This is a genomic window from Pyramidobacter sp. YE332 (assembly GCF_033060595.1).
In the GTDB taxonomy this organism is placed as follows: Bacteria; Synergistota; Synergistia; order Synergistales; family Dethiosulfovibrionaceae; genus Pyramidobacter.
On the sequence record NZ_CP133038.1, the window covers coordinates 741051 to 755805 of the forward strand.

General features: G+C 62.1%; 14 protein-coding genes. All 14 read left to right on the forward strand.

The genetic code is table 11. The features are described 5' to 3' along the window. Positions 1-101 precede the first annotated feature (101 nt). On the forward strand, positions 102-335 hold the full coding sequence (rpmE, locus tag RAH42_RS03455) for a 50S ribosomal protein L31 (protein ID WP_078016878.1): 234 nt from the start codon (positions 102-104) through the stop codon (positions 333-335). Between the two features lie 127 nt (positions 336-462). After that, positions 463-1107, forward strand: a complete 645-nt coding sequence (thyX, locus tag RAH42_RS03460) for an FAD-dependent thymidylate synthase (protein WP_078016879.1) — start codon at positions 463-465, stop codon at positions 1105-1107. Beyond that, on the forward strand, positions 1104-2069 hold the full coding sequence (locus RAH42_RS03465) for a DUF1385 domain-containing protein (RefSeq protein WP_317539976.1): 966 nt from the start codon (positions 1104-1106) through the stop codon (positions 2067-2069). The genes thyX and RAH42_RS03465 overlap by 4 nt, the downstream gene beginning before the upstream one ends. Continuing rightward, positions 2070-3146 (forward strand): peptide chain release factor 1, encoded by a 1077-nt coding sequence (prfA, locus tag RAH42_RS03470; protein ID WP_120372287.1) that lies wholly within the window; start codon positions 2070-2072, stop codon positions 3144-3146. Continuing rightward, entirely contained in the window at positions 3136-3996 is an 861-nt protein-coding gene (gene prmC / locus RAH42_RS03475) for a peptide chain release factor N(5)-glutamine methyltransferase (protein WP_317539977.1), read from the forward strand. The genes prfA and prmC overlap by 11 nt, the downstream gene beginning before the upstream one ends. 94 nt (positions 3997-4090) lie before the next feature. Further along, on the forward strand, positions 4091-5014 hold the full coding sequence (locus tag RAH42_RS03480) for an FAD-dependent oxidoreductase (protein ID WP_078016883.1): 924 nt from the start codon (positions 4091-4093) through the stop codon (positions 5012-5014). A 246-nt stretch (positions 5015-5260) separates the two neighbouring features. Next, positions 5261-6802 (forward strand): ABC transporter substrate-binding protein, encoded by a 1542-nt coding sequence (locus tag RAH42_RS03485; RefSeq protein WP_317539978.1) that lies wholly within the window; start codon positions 5261-5263, stop codon positions 6800-6802. 254 nt (positions 6803-7056) lie between these two features. After that, positions 7057-8007 (forward strand): ABC transporter permease, encoded by a 951-nt coding sequence (locus RAH42_RS03490; RefSeq protein WP_317539979.1) that lies wholly within the window; start codon positions 7057-7059, stop codon positions 8005-8007. A gap of 11 nt (positions 8008-8018) precedes the next feature. Continuing rightward, positions 8019-8921 carry an ABC transporter permease gene (locus RAH42_RS03495; RefSeq protein ID WP_317539980.1) on the forward strand — a complete coding sequence of 301 codons (903 nt, stop codon included), beginning with the start codon at positions 8019-8021 and terminating at the stop codon, positions 8919-8921. Further along, complete coding sequence (locus RAH42_RS03500) at positions 8918-9931, forward strand: ABC transporter ATP-binding protein (RefSeq protein ID WP_317539981.1); 1014 nt, start codon at positions 8918-8920, stop codon at positions 9929-9931. Before RAH42_RS03495 ends, RAH42_RS03500 begins: the two co-directional genes overlap by 4 nt. Further along, complete coding sequence (locus RAH42_RS03505) at positions 9928-10896, forward strand: oligopeptide/dipeptide ABC transporter ATP-binding protein (protein WP_317539982.1); 969 nt, start codon at positions 9928-9930, stop codon at positions 10894-10896. Before RAH42_RS03500 ends, RAH42_RS03505 begins: the two co-directional genes overlap by 4 nt. 321 nt (positions 10897-11217) lie before the next feature. Next, entirely contained in the window at positions 11218-12258 is a 1041-nt protein-coding gene (gene hrcA, locus RAH42_RS03510) for a heat-inducible transcriptional repressor HrcA (RefSeq protein WP_078016889.1), read from the forward strand. 1 nt (position 12259) lies between these two features. Continuing rightward, entirely contained in the window at positions 12260-12847 is a 588-nt protein-coding gene (locus tag RAH42_RS03515) for a nucleotide exchange factor GrpE (protein ID WP_120372290.1), read from the forward strand. Between the two features lie 71 nt (positions 12848-12918). Beyond that, positions 12919-14748, forward strand: coding sequence for a molecular chaperone DnaK (dnaK, locus tag RAH42_RS03520; protein ID WP_317539983.1), 1830 nt, complete (start codon positions 12919-12921; stop codon positions 14746-14748). Positions 14749-14755 lie beyond the last annotated feature (7 nt).

Here is a 14755-nt window from a genome sequence, read left to right on the forward strand (position 1 = left end):
CTCCGTGAGGAGACTTTTCAACTCTTGCGCGAAAGCTCAAGTTGTGTTAAATTCTACCAATGTAAATGGAAGATCTTTGTACGCTAGGAGGTGCACAAAGTATGAAAAAGGACATCCATCCCAATTACGTTGAATGCCAGGTGACCTGCGCCTGCGGCAACCATTTCGTGACCCGCGCCACGGTCCCGGAGATCAAGGTCGGCGTGTGTTCGGCCTGTCATCCCTTCTTCACGGGCAAGAAGAGCCGCGTCGTTTCCGAAGCCGGCCGCCTCGAGAAGTTCAACAGAAAGTACGCCGGCATGAACTACGGCCAGAGAGAAGAGAGTTCGGACTAAAAAGACGGGGCCTGCGCCCCGTTTTTTTTTCAACTGCGTTTTGCGCCCCGCCGGGGCGTTGCCGCATAAATATGCCGGGCGTTCGAGCATCCGTTTCGTGCCCGGCGTTCAAAGGAGGTTTTGAACGATGGAGATCAAAATTATCAACAAGACGCCCGATTTCCTGCGCACGATCTGGACGGCCGGACGCACCTGCCACAGCACCATGGCGCCGCAGGAGCTTTTCGAACTCGACGAGAGCGAGGGCAAAATGCTCAAGCTGGTGAACTTTCTGCTGAAAGCCCGCCATCTCAGCACGCTGGAGCACTGCTCCGTGACCTACGCCGTGGCGGGCGTGTCGCGCACGCTGCTGGCGCAGTACAGCCGCCACCGCATCGGCGTTTCCCTGTCGGTGCAGAGTCAGCGTTACGTCTCCGAAGGCACGGAGAAGCGCGGGCAGACGTTCGAGTACGTCACGCCGCCCACGATCGCCGCCGATCCGGCGAGACTGTCCGCTTACCAGGCCGCCATGGCCGCCGCTCAGAAGGGCTACGACGAACTGGTCGCCGCCGGCGCGCCCATGGAAGACGCGCGCTTCGCGCTGCCCGGCGGCATCTGCACGAACTTCGTCACCACGCTGAACCTGCGTTCGCTGCTCGACATCTACGAAAAGCGCGTGCTCGTCTCCGGCGCGCAGTGGGAAGTGCGCGAGATGGTGCGCCGCATGGCCGAACTGCTGGTGGAGAAGGAACCGTGGCTGGCCGGCGTTTTCGAAGGAGTCTCGCCAAAGTGACCTTTTCTGCGGCGAAAAAATTTTCCGCGGCGCTGACCGTCTCGATGGCGGCCCTTGCCGCGGAAACGGAGGACGGACGTCCCGCTCCCATGCCCGTGGGCGGGCAAGCCGTCATCGAAGGCGTGCTCATGAAGGGCTACACCCGCTGGGGATTGGCGGTGCGCCGCGCCGACGGCGAGATCGTCACCGAGCACTGGCCCGCCAAAAACTGGAGCAAGACCGGCTGGGGCAAGATCCCCGTCGTCCGCGGTTTTCTCAACATGATCGAGATGCTGCGCGAAGGCTTCAGGGCCTTGTCCAAGTCCGCCAGCCTCTCCCTCGGCGAGGACGACGAGATGACGACCCGCGACGTGTTTCTGACGGGACTCGTAGCGGCGATTATGGTGATCGGGCTCTTCATCGTGCTGCCGGTTTACGCCGCCGACTGGATCCGCCGCGCCGCCGGATTGTCGGCCTGGAGCGGCCACCTGATCGAAGGCTGCGTGCGCGGGGGAGTGTTCGTCGCCTATCTGGGCATGATCGGCCTGTGGAAGGACATGGCCCGCGTGCTCGCTTACCACGGCGCCGAACACAAGACTATCAACGCCTACGAGTCCTGCCGCCCCATGACGGTGGAGTCCGTGAGCCGCTGCTCGCGCCTGCACCCCCGCTGCGGCACGTCGTTTCTGCTCATCGTCGTGATCGTCAGCATCGTCGTCTTTTCCCTGGCGGGCCCCGGCGGCATCGTCTGGCGCGTCGGCTCGCGCGTCTGCCTGATCCCCGTGGTCGTCGGCGTGTCCTACGAGTTCATCCGCGCCATGTCGCGGCTGGGGCGCGCCGGGCGCTGCCTCATGGCGCCGGCCATGTCGCTCCAGTATCTGACCACGAGAGAGCCGGGGGCCGATCAGGTGGAAGTGGGCATCCGCTCCCTCGAAGAAGCTCTCGATCTGAAATTCGATTCTGACCGCACGGAGGCCGTCTGAATGAACCTGGAACCGAAACTGCGCGAACTGGAAGCGCTTTACGTCGAACTTGAAAGGAAGATGGCCGATCCCGCCGTCGTCTCCGATCTCAAGGAGATGCAGAACCTCGGCAAGAAGCACGCCGAACTGGAAGAAGTCGTCGGCGATTATCGCCGCTACCGTCGGGTCCGGGATGAGATCGCCGAGGCCAGAGAACTGGCCGGCGGCGGCGACCGCGAGCTGGCCGAGCTGGCCAAGATGGAGCTGGAAGAAAAGGAGCCTCTGCTCGCCGAGATCGAGGAGCAGCTGCGCGTCGCCCTGCTGCCCAAGGATCCCAACGACGAGAAAGACGTCATCATGGAGATCCGCGCCGGCACCGGCGGCGACGAAGCCAGTCTGTTCGCGGCCGACCTGTTCCGCATGTACTCGCGCTATGCCGAGCGCGAGGGCTGGAAGCTCGAGATCGTCGACGAGAACGAGACCGAAGTCGGCGGCTACAAGGAGATCGTGCTGCAGATCCACGGCCACGGCGTGTACAGCCAGCTCAAGTACGAGAGCGGCGTGCACCGCGTGCAGCGCGTCCCCGCCACCGAAGCGGGCGGACGCATCCACACCTCGGCAGCGACCGTCGTCGTCATGCCCGTCGCCGACGACATCGACATCGAGATCCGTCCCGAAGACCTGAAGATCGACACCTACCGTTCCAGCGGCGCCGGCGGCCAGCACGTCAACATGACCGACTCGGCCGTGCGCATCACGCACCTGCCCACCGGGCTGGTGGTCACCTGCCAGGACGAGCGCTCGCAGATCAAAAACCGCGCCAAGGCCCTGCAGGTGCTCAAGACCCGCCTCTACGACGCCGAAGTGGAGAAGCAGCGCAGCGCCGAATCGGCCGAGCGCAAGGGCATGATCGGCTCCGGCGACCGTTCCGAGCGCATCCGCACCTACAACTATCCGCAGAACCGCGTCACCGATCACCGCATCGGCCTGACGCTTTACAAGCTCGAATACATGATGGACGGCGACCTTTACGAGATGATCAAAGCCCTCGTCATGGCCGAGCAGGCCGCCAAGCTCGAAGCGCTCGATGGTGTATAAGCCCGGCACGCTGGGCGAACTGCGCGCGCTTTTGGCCGCCGAGCTGAAGGAACTCGATTCGCCGCTTCTCGAAGCCGACCTGATCCTCGCTCATTATGCCGGCAAAGGGCGCGCCTGGGTCCACGCTCATCTGCCCGACGCCGCGCCCGCCGCCGTGGCGGAAGCGGCGCTGTCGGCCTGCGACCGGCGCAAGACGCGCGAGCCGCTGCAATACATTTTGGGCTGCTGCGATTTCGACGGCCTTTCGCTGCTCGTCGAGGCGGGCTGCCTCGTGCCGCGCCCCGAAACGGAGCTGCTGGTGGAATGCGCGGCGGCAAATTTCGACGGCGGCGCGTTCCTCGACTGGGGCACAGGCACCGGCTGCGTGGCGCTGGCGCTGCTGAACCGCTTTCCGAACGCGCGGGCGCTGATGGTGGAAAAAAATCCCGCCGACCTGCACTGCGCGCGACGCAATCTGGAAAAGTTCGGCTTCTCTCCTCGCGCCCGCCTGATCGCCAGCGAGGCGCCCGAAGACATTCCCGGTTGCGAGGTCTCGCTCGTGGTGTCCAATCCCCCCTACGTCCCTTCCGGCGAAATCGAGCGTTTGATGCCCGAAGTCTCGCGTTACGAGCCGCGGCTGGCCCTTGACGGCGGTCCCGACGGGCTGGAGCCGTACCGCTGGCTTTTTGAGCTCTGCGGGCGCGTGCTGCGCCCGGGCGGCTTCTTCTGCGTCGAGTACGGCGGCGGCGCGCAGACGGCAGCGCTGCGCGCGCTCGCGCCGAAAGCTTTTCGTGAAACGGTTCTCTTGCGCGATATTGCCGGTTGTGATAGAGTGATCGGGTGGCGTTTTGCCGATGTTTTGCCGCAATGAAACGTTTCTTGACTTTGATATAATCTCGAATATGTTTCTTGTTTACACCCGCTGACGTCAGCGGAAAATCTCCGTGCAGAGAGGAAGATTTTAGATGGAAGAAAGAGATGTTGTCATCATTGGCGGAGGCCCTGCCGGAATGGCTGCGGCCGTTTACTGCCGGCGCGCCGGACTGAAAACGGTCGTGCTGGAGCGGGGCAACTGGGGCGGCGCGATCAACCGCACCGAGGAGATCGAGAACTATCCCGCCATCAAGCACAGCAGCGGCCCCGAGATCGGCAAGATGTTCGTCGAGCACGCCAAGGCTTTCAACGCCGAGATGATCGACTGCACCGTCAACAGCATCAAGGAAGACGGCAAGTTCAAGGTCGTTAGCACCAGCAAGGGCGATTACAAGGCCAAGGTCGTCATCGTGGCGACCGGCGCCGAGTTCCGCAAGCTGGGCTGCCCCGGCGAAGCCGAATACACCGGCAAAGGCGTGAGCTACTGCGCGACCTGCGACGCCGCCTTTACCGAAGGCGTCGACGTGGCCGTGGTCGGCGGCGGCAACACGGCCGTCGAAGAGGGCTGCTACCTGACCCAGTTCGCCAATAAAGTCTACATCATCCATCGCCGCGACCAGTTCCGCGCCGACGAGATGGCCGTCGAGCGCATGCTCAAGAATCCTAAAGTCCAGCCCGTCTACAGCTCGGTCGTCGAGTCGATCGAGGGCGACGGCGACTTCGTGCAGAAGGTCGTGCTCAAGAACGTCAAGACCGGCGAGATCAGCGACCTGCCCGTCGAGTTCGTGTTCATGTTCGTCGGCACCGAGCCCAACAACGAGCTCGTCAAGGATCTCGTCAAGTGCACCGAAAAGGGCGGCTGGGTCGTGGCCAACAGCAACATGGAAACCAGCGTCCCCGGCATCCTCGTCGCCGGCGACGTGCGCGACACGCCCCTGCGCCAGGTCATCACCGCCGCCGCCGATGGCGCCGAAGCCGGCATGTCCGCTTACAAGTACATCGCCGAGAACTTCTAGCTTTTGCGATCCGGACGAAAAAATTCTGCGAACCGTTTTTGCGGTTCGCAGAATTTTTTTATCCACGCCCACGTCATGCAGAAAAGCCGGCCGTATATGCAAAAAGGAGCGGAGAAATATTTTAGACAGGGATATTTTCAGAGGGAAGGAACGCTGTAATTTGTGTTATACTCATTTAGAATAATATTTATTATCGATCCTGAAAGAATGATTTCGGGAATTTTACGGAAAAAGGATGGTCCAGTGATGAAGAAAGCATACGGCATTTTGGCTTTGGCGGCGCTGTTGTGCGGCGCGTTTGTTCTGCCGGGCGGGGCGTTGGCGACGGAATATCGCGAGGAAATGAACATCGCGATCACGGCAAACCCGCCGTCGTTGGAACCGCACAGTGTGAACTCCAATATCGTCGGCGCCATCGGTTCGCATATCTACGAGCCTCTGTTCGCCATGAACGCGCGCCACGAACCGACGGCGGTGCTGGCCGAGTCCTACGATGTCAGTGCCGACGGCAAGGTTTATACGATCAAATTGCGCCGCGGCGTAAAGTTCCACAACGGCCAGGAGATGAAGGCCGCAGACGTGACGGCGTCGATGGTGCACTGGCTCGGCGCTTCCGGCAAGGCCAAAGCGCTTCTGGGCGACACGGTCTTTACGGCCGACGGCGATTACACGGTGACGATGACGATGCCCGAGGCTTACGGCGACGCGCTCTCGGTGCTGGCTGCCCCTGTTCAGTTCGCGGCCGTCTATCCCCGCGCCCTGGCCGAAGAAGCTGCCGCGGGCAAGGGACTTTCCGCCTGCGTGGGCACCGGCCCGTATCGGCTGAAGGAGTGGAAGCAGGATCAGTACGTGCTGCTCGAGCGCTATGACGGTTATCGGCAGCCGGCCGTCGAGTCGTCGGGTTTTGCCGGCAGAAAGGGCGCTTTGACGGAGAGGCTTTGTTTCCGCGTGGTGGTCGATCCGGCGACGCGCGTTGCGGGGCTGCAGACAGGGCAGTTCGACGTGGTGGAAGACTTCCCTGCGGATCGCTATGCCGAACTGGCCGGCGACACGACGCTGAAGCTCCGCGCGAAGACGTCCGGCACGCTGAACATGTTCCTCAACACGACCAAGGGCATCATGGCAAACCGGAAGATGCGTCAGGCCATTTTGGCGGCGATGAACTGCAGCGACGTCATGCTGGCCAGCTACGGTGAACCCGATCTGTACATTCTCGACCCGGGCTGGTGCAATCCCGACGACGCTTTGTGGGGCAGCGATGCGGGCAGGGAATACTACAATCAGAACAATCCCGAAAAGGCGAAAAAACTTCTGGCGGAGGCCGGGTACGAGAATGAAAAGATCGTGCTGGTGACGACGGCCGACTACGCGGAGATGTACAACGCCACGCTGGCGGTGCACGACCAGCTGCGGAAGGCGGGCATCAACGCCGAGGTGCAAAGCTACGACTTCGCCACGTTCATGGAGCGTCGCTCTGATCCCGACAAATTTAGCCTTTTCATTACGAGCAACGGTTACAACATGACGCCAGTGCAGCTGGCGGTGCTGATGAAGAACTGGGCTGGGCTCGATGTCCCCGAGGTTCCCGGGGGGATCGCCGCGATCCGACGCGCCGCTTCCCCTGAAGAGGCTTCGAAAGCCTGGGCGGAATTGCAGCGTTTTCTCTATGAATACGGCGCGGCCATCGTCTTCGGTCATTACAGCGACGTGTTCGGCGAGAGCGCGCGCACGGAAGGCGTGGATCTGCAGCGATTTGCGCTGTACTGGAACGCGCGCGTCACGAAATAGCGGCGCGGATAATCGAAGATTTTTACGGGCGGCGGGGAATTTCTCGCCGCTTTTTTGTGGAGGGGCGGCGTATTTTTTGATATTGATTTTCGATGAAAAAGCATCATTGAAAATGCCGCGCTGGCGACCGTGCCGCAAAGAACGTGCGTCGCGCGATTTCGCGCAGTTTTCGACGCGCCGCTGGCGCTCTAAAAAGACCGGAGAAACTGTGCCCTTTTTAACGAAGACTCAGTAGAGAAGGGAGCGACAAGGGGATGCTCTCCTATGTATGCAGGCGAATCTGGGCGTTGATCCCAACGCTTTTTGTCGTGTCGGCGGCGGTGTTCCTCGTGGTTTATCTGATTCCCGGCGGCCCGGCGACGGCTCTGTTAGGGCTGGAGGCCGAACCTTCGGCGGTTGCCGCCCTGAATGCGGAGCTCGGCTTTGACCGTCCGTTTCTGACGCAGTATGCCGACTGGCTTGTGCGGGCGCTGCGAGGTGACTGGGGCCAGTCTTTCTTTCTGCGTATGCCGGTCCTGTCGGCGTTGCGCGAATATTTCGGGCCGACTCTGAGCCTTGCCGTCTTGGCGCAGTGCGTCGCGCTGCTGATCGCGCTGCCGCTGGGCATCGCCGCAGCGTATCGGCACGGCACGTTCTTTGACGCGGCGACGGTGTCTGCGTCGTTGCTGGGGACGGCGATGCCGGGGTTCCTGCTGAGTTTTTTTCTGATGCTGTTTTTCGGGCTGTCGCTGCGCTGGCTGCCGGTGGCGGGGTATGCGCCGCTCAGCCGGGGGCTCGCGGAGCATTTGCGTTATTTGCTGCTGCCGGCGCTTTCGCTGGGAATGGTGCAAGCGGCTTACATCACGCGCATGTCGCGTTCGGCGCTGCTTGACGTGCTGCACAGCGGCTACATTCGCACGGCGCGCGCCAAAGGGCTGAGCGAAACGGCGGTACTGCTGGTTTATGGGCTGAAAAACGCCGCCCCCACAGTGTTGACTGTGGCTGGGCAGTCTTTCGGCAGTCTGCTGACGGGCACGATCGTCACCGAGACGATTTTCGGCATTCCCGGGCTGGGGATGCTGACGATGGGGGCGATCAGCCGGCGCGATGTCTTTGTGATTCAAGGCGTGGCGCTTTTTGTCGCGTTGATTTACGTGCTTGTCAATCTGGCGGTGGATCTGCTGTGTGCGTTTGTGGATCCTCGTATTCAGTTGGGACGACGGTAGGGGGGCTTGCCGTGTTTTGGAGCGGACGAAGGATTTCTTTTCGCGGCGGCGAGGTGATTCTGGCGGAAGCGCGGCGGCGGGAGCGGGAACGTTTGTTCGCCAACACGGCGCTGCTTGCCGGGATTTGCGGTTGCGCCGCGGTACTGCTGACGGCTTTCCTTGTTCCGGAGCTATGCGCTCTTGATCCCAATGTCATGGCGGTAACGGAGCGGCTTCAGCCGCCTTCGGCGCGTCACCTTTTCGGAACGGACCGCTTCGGGCGCGATCTCTTCATTCGCGTTGTCTATGGCGCGCGGGTGTCGCTGAGCGTGGGGGCTTGGGTCGCGTTTTTTTCGGGGCTCTGCGGCGCGGCGCTGGGGCTCTGCGCCAGTTATTTCAGGGCGCTCGACGGAGTGCTGATGCGCCTTTGCGACGGTTTGACGGCTATCCCGGGGATTCTGCTGGCCATCGCTTTGATGGCGGCGCTGGGGACGGGAAGCTGGAACGTGGCGCTCGCTCTGACAGCGGTTTACACGCCGGGCGTGGCGCGGGTGGTGCGCAGCCGTGCGCTTGTTGTGAAGCAGCAGCTTTATGTCGAGGCGGCGAAGGTGCAGGGGGCCGGCAGCGCGGCAATTCTCTGGAGGCTGATCTTGCCTGGGGTCGTTTCGCCGCTCGCCGTGCAGTTGTCGTTTATTTTCGCGCAGGCGATCATCGACGAAGCTTCGCTGAGTTTTCTCGGCGCGGGAATTCCGGCGCCGGCGGCGAGTTGGGGCAATATTCTTCAGGAAAGTCGTCAGGTGCTTCAGCGCGCGCCATGGACGATCGTCTTTCCAAGCGCCGCCGCCGTGTTCTGCGTGCTCAGTCTGAATCTTTTGGGCGACGGGTTGCGTGATTATCTTGATCCGCTCACGGAAAGCCGAGTGAGGAAAAAATGACGGCGAAACGATGGAAGGCGCGCGAACCTTTTCTGCAGATTCGCGGCCTGAAAGTAAAATTTCCTGAACGGGGTCGCGAACTTGTCGCTGTGGACGGCGTGGATCTGTCCATCGCGCGCGGAGAGATCGCCGGCGTGGCGGGCGAATCGGGCTCGGGCAAGAGCGTGATGTCGCAGTCGATCCTGCGGCTGGGCGCTTACGACTCGACGCAAAGCTGCGAAGGGGAGATCCTTTTCGCGGGACAGGATCTTCTCAGGCTGCCGGAGGCTGAAATGCGTCGTCTGCGCGGCAGCCGCATTGCCGTGATCTTTCAGGATCCGATGACGTCGCTGAGTCCCGTACATACGGTGGCCCGTCAGATGACGGAGGTGCTGACGCTGCACCGGGACTGTTTGAAAATCGAGGCCCGCCGCCGCTGTGCCGAGCTTCTGGCGCGGACAGGCATCGCCGCGCCGGAGGCGTGCCTGCGCAAGTATCCTTTCGAACTTTCCGGCGGCATGCAGCAGCGCGTGATGATCGCCATGGCGCTGTGCTGCGAGCCCGAGCTGCTCATCGCCGACGAGCCGACGACGGCTCTTGACGCGACGGTGCAGCAGCAGATTCTCGAGCTTTTGGCAGGCCTGAACCGCGAGCTGGGCATGTCGGTGCTCTTTATTTCCCACAATCTGGGAGCGATCGCGCAGCTTTGTCACAGCGTGCACGTTATGTACCTCGGCCAGATTCTCGAAGAAGCTCCTGCCGCCGAGCTCTTTTCGCGCCCGCTCAATCCCTACACGCGCGGGCTTCTGCAGTGCGCGCCCCATCTTGACTCGCGGCGCGGCGGCCCCCTGCCGACGATTGCCGGCACCGTGCCTTCGCCGTATCGGACGCCGGCTGGCTGCCGTTTCTGCACGCGCTGTCCGGAGGCGGACGAGCGCTGCCGCAGCGCCGAACCGCCCATGGTCGAACCGGCGCCGGGGCACCGAGTGAAGTGCTGGAAGTACGCTGCCTCGGAAAGGAACTGCCTATGAACGCCGTCGTGCAGATCAGAAATCTGCGGAAGTCGTATCCGATTTACGGACTCTGGGGCAAATTCCTGCCGCCGCGCGGCTGGCAGAAAGCGCTGGCCGACGTCTCGCTCGATCTGGAGCGCAGCGAGACCTATGGCCTCGTGGGAGAGTCGGGCTGCGGCAAGAGCACGCTGGCGCGCTCGATTTTGGGATTGGTTAAACCCGACGGCGGCGAAGTCCTTTATAAGGGCAGGGATCTGACGCGGCTTTCCGACCGCCAGTTCCGAACGCTGCGGCGCGATCTGCAAATGGTTTTTCAAAACACGCTCTCGTCGCTGAATCCCCGCAAGCGCGTCGGCGAACTGCTCGAAGAGCCGCTGCTTGCGCAGCGTATGGGAAACCGGTCGCAGCGCTGCGAAAAGATTGTTGCGGCGATGCGGGGCGTCGGCCTTTCGGAGGAATATTACTTTCGTTGGCCGCACGAGCTTTCCGGCGGCCAGCTGCAACGGTTGGGCATCGCCCGCGCGCTGATCGTCGAACCTCGCGTTGTGGTGTGCGACGAACCCGTCTCGGCGTTGGACGTTTCCATTCAGGCGCAGGTGCTGAACACGCTGCTGGAACTTCAGCGGCGCATGAAGCTGACCATGCTGTTCATCTCGCACGACATCGGCGTAGTGCGCGTCATGTCTCACCGCATCGGCGTCATGTACGTGGGAACGCTGGTGGAGGAAGCGGCGACGGACGAACTCTTCGCCCGTCCTTTGCATCCCTACACACGCGCGCTTTTCGACTCGGTCCCCGATTACAAGGAAACGGGGCGTTCCCGGCCGGCGCTGCGCGGCGAGCCGCCGCTGCACGATGACGCGTTCCGCGGCTGCGTTTTTCACACGCGTTGTCCTCTGGCCCAAAAACGATGCTTTGCGGAAACGCCGCCGCTGCGCCGCCTCGAAAGCGGGCGGCGCGTCGCCTGCCATCTGGCGGAATGAGCCTCCGCGCCCACATAACGAAAAATCGCCGCCGCGCCGCAGAAGAATCCGCGCGAGGCGGGGCGAAAAGCTTGATGATTCCGGGATCATCAAGCTTTTTTCATGGAAAACATCACGCGCGGATCGCGTTCCATGGAAAGAACGTTCAGGGTATTTCGAGCCCTGCGACCGTGTGTGTTTTGATCATTTGTTTGAACAAATAAAAAATATGTCTGACCAGACTTGACATTAAATCTACTTCCTGCTATTCTCTCATGCGTAATAGATGCATTAGCACTCCTTTTAATTGAGTGCTAATAACATGGAAGGAGGTGCGAGGCCGTGCTTACAGAACGGCAGCTCGAGATAGTTTTCGCCGTGGTGTACGAGTACATCAAGACCGGCGAACCGGTGGGATCGCGCACGATTTCGCGCAAGTTCCTCAAGAGCCACAGCGCGGCGACGATCCGCAACGAAATGTCCGATCTCGAGGAGATGGGCTATTTCACTCAGCCCCACTCGTCGGCGGGACGCCTTCCCACTTCCATGGCCTACCGGGTCTACGTCAATTCGATCCTGCACCGGCCTTCGTCGCCCCCGCCGGAAATCAGCCGTTGGGTGCATCAGGTCGCGGATCAGCTGCAGAGTCTGGACGAGCGTCTGGCCGAAGCGGCCCGCTTTTTGGGACGCTTCACGCGCTGTTTCAGCGTCGCCGCCGTTTCCGCGCTCGAAGGGCTGAAGCTGCGCAAGGCCGATTTCATCCGGCTGGCGCCGGAGATCCTGCTGATCCTGCTGGTGGTGGAAAACGGCGCGGTGCATCACAGCCGCGTGCGCGTTTCCCCCGACGTGACGCAGGAGCAGCTGGAGCAGTTGGCCGCGGTGATCGATCACGCCGCGGGCGGAGTGCCGTGGAACAGCGCGCGCGGCGAGCTGCTCGAGTATCTTTCGAGGGCGATGGCCGAACGCTGGCAGGACGTCGAAGATATCTTTATCGCCATCGACGAGATGATGAGCGGCGACGGCCTGACCCTTTCCACCGGCGGCATGCGCGAAGTTTTCATCTCCGACGGCGGAGAGGCGTCCGACGAGCGGCGGGGCCGCATCCAGGCCATCTCTTCGCTGATGGACACGCGCGAGGATCTGGAAGACTTCATTTCCGATTACGCCGCTTCCGAGGGACTGAAAGTGACCATCGGCGACGAGAACGAGCGCCCCGCCATGCAGAACTGTTCGGTCATGATGTCCACCGCCACCGGCGGCGGGCGCAGGGCCGTAGTGGGGTTGGTGGGACCGCTGCGCATGAATTACGAGAACTCGATCGCGGTGCTGGAGGCCGTCCTGAACGGACTGAACCGTCCCGTGACCGAGAAGGAGGAGCCATGATATGGAAGACGATTTGAAAAAAACGACGGCGGAGAACCCCGCAGCGGAAGAGCGCCCCGAGAACCAGAGCGCGCCCGAGGCGGAAACGCCCGCGGACGAGACGCAGCGGAAAATCGACGAGCTGACGGCGCAGTATCAGCAGATGCGCGAACTCGCCGCCCGCGCGCAGGCCGACGGCATCAACTACCGCAACTGGGCCGAACGCGAGATGAAGCGGCTCAAGGCCTACGGCAGCGAGCGCGCCATTCTCGCCATGCTGCCCGTGTTCGACAACCTTGAACGCGCCCTCGATTCGGCCGAGGCCGATCCCGCCTCGATCAAGGAAGGCGTGCGCATGGTCCGGCAGCAGTTCGCCGACGCGCTCAAAGATCTTGGCGTGACGGAGCTGGATCCCGCGGGCAAACCGTTTTCCCCCGCGGAGCACGACGCCATGGGCATGGTCCCCGTAAGCGACAGATCTCAGGACGGGCTCGTCCACACGGTCGTGCGCAAGGGCTTTCAGATGGCCGAGAAGGTCATCCGTCCGGCGCTGGTCATGGTCGGCCGTTACGCCGAAAACGAGCCGGAAGGGAACGGGGAACCGCAGTAACAGGGGAATAAGCGGGAAAGGCCGCAGCGATATATAAAAACGGAACAAAATTTTTCATGAGGTGATTCATTATGAGCAAAGTCGTAGGTATCGATCTTGGCACCACCAACAGCTGCATCGCCGTGATGGAAGGCGAGAACGTCACGATCATCCCCAACAGCGAAGGCGCGCGCACCACGCCCTCCGTCGTGGCGTTCACCAAGGAAGGCGAGCGCCTCGTCGGGCAGCTTGCCAAACGTCAGGCGATCGTCAACGCCGACAACACCATCATGTCCATCAAGCGCCACATGGGCAGCGATTATACCGTCACCATCGAGGGCAAGAAGTACACGCCCCAGGAGATCAGCGCCATGATCCTGCAGAAGATGAAGCACGACGCCGAGGATTACCTCGGCTCCGAAGTGAAGAAGGCCGTCATCACCGTGCCCGCGTACTTCACCGACGCCCAGCGCCAGGCCACCAAGGACGCCGGCGCCATCGCCGGGCTGGACGTGCTGCGCATCATCAACGAGCCCACGGCCGCGGCGCTGGCTTACGGCGAGAACAAGAGCGGCGACCATAAGATCCTCGTCTTCGATCTCGGCGGCGGCACCTTCGACGTTTCGCTGCTCGACGTCGGCGACGGCGTGTTCGAAGTCCTCGCCACGCGCGGCGACAACCATCTGGGCGGCGACGACTGGGACATGAAGATCGTGCAGTGGATGGTCGCCGAGTTCAAGAAAGATCAGGGCATCGACCTGTCCGCCGACAAAATGGCCATGCAGCGCCTGCGCGAGGCCGCCGAAAAAGCCAAGATCGAACTGTCGTCGATGATGGAGACCACGATCTCGCTGCCGTTCATCACCGCCGACGCCACCGGCCCCAAGCACCTGGAGATGAAACTCAGCCGCGCCAAATTCGAGGACCTCGCCGCCGACCTTCTTCAGCGCGTTGTCGCTCCCGTCAAGAACGCCCTTTCCGACTCCGGCCTGAACGCCTCGCAGATCGACAAGATCCTGCTCGTCGGCGGCTCGTCCCGTATGCCCGCCGTGCAGGCCAAGGTCAAAGAGCTGCTCGGCAAGGAACCCACCAAGGGCATCAACCCCGACGAATGCGTCGCTTCCGGCGCGGCCATCCAGGGCGCGATCATGAGCGGCGACACCGACAAGAACATCGTCCTCGTCGACGTCGCGCCCCTGTCGCTGGGCATCGAGACCCTCGGCGGCGTGTGCACCCGCATCATCGAGCGCAACACGGCCATCCCCGTGTCCAAGAGCCAGGTCTTCTCGACCGCAGCCGACAATCAGCCCTCCGTCGAGATCAAAGTCCTTCAGGGCGAGCGTTCCATGGCTGCCGACAACGTGCTGCTCGGCACCTTCTCGCTCGACGGCATCGCCCCCGCGCCCCGCGGTATCCCGCAGATCGAAGTGACCTTCAACATCGACGTCAACGGCATCCTCAACGTCTCCGCAAAGGACAAGGGCACCGGCAAGGAGCAGAAGATCACCATCCAGTCTTCCAGCCTCACCAAGGACCAGATCGAGAAGATGAAAGCCGAAGCCGAGGCGCACGAAGCCGAAGACACCAAGAAGAAAGAGCTGATCGAAGCCAAGAACATGGCCGATTCGATCATCTACCAGTCCGAAAAGACCCTCAAGGACCTCGGCGACAAAGTCACGCCCGAGGAGAAGGGCGCCGTCAACGCCAAGATCGACGAGCTGAAAAAGGCCAAGGACGGCGCCGATCCCGAAGCCATCAAGAAAGCCGTCGAGGCGCTGAACACCGCCATGCAGCCCATCGGCGTGCGCCTCTATCAGCAGAACGCCCGGCAGAACCCCGGCGGCGCGGATAAAAACGAAGCCGGCGGCAACAACGACACCAAGAAAGACGGCGACACGGTCGACGCTGAATTCAGCGAATAATCGGGCG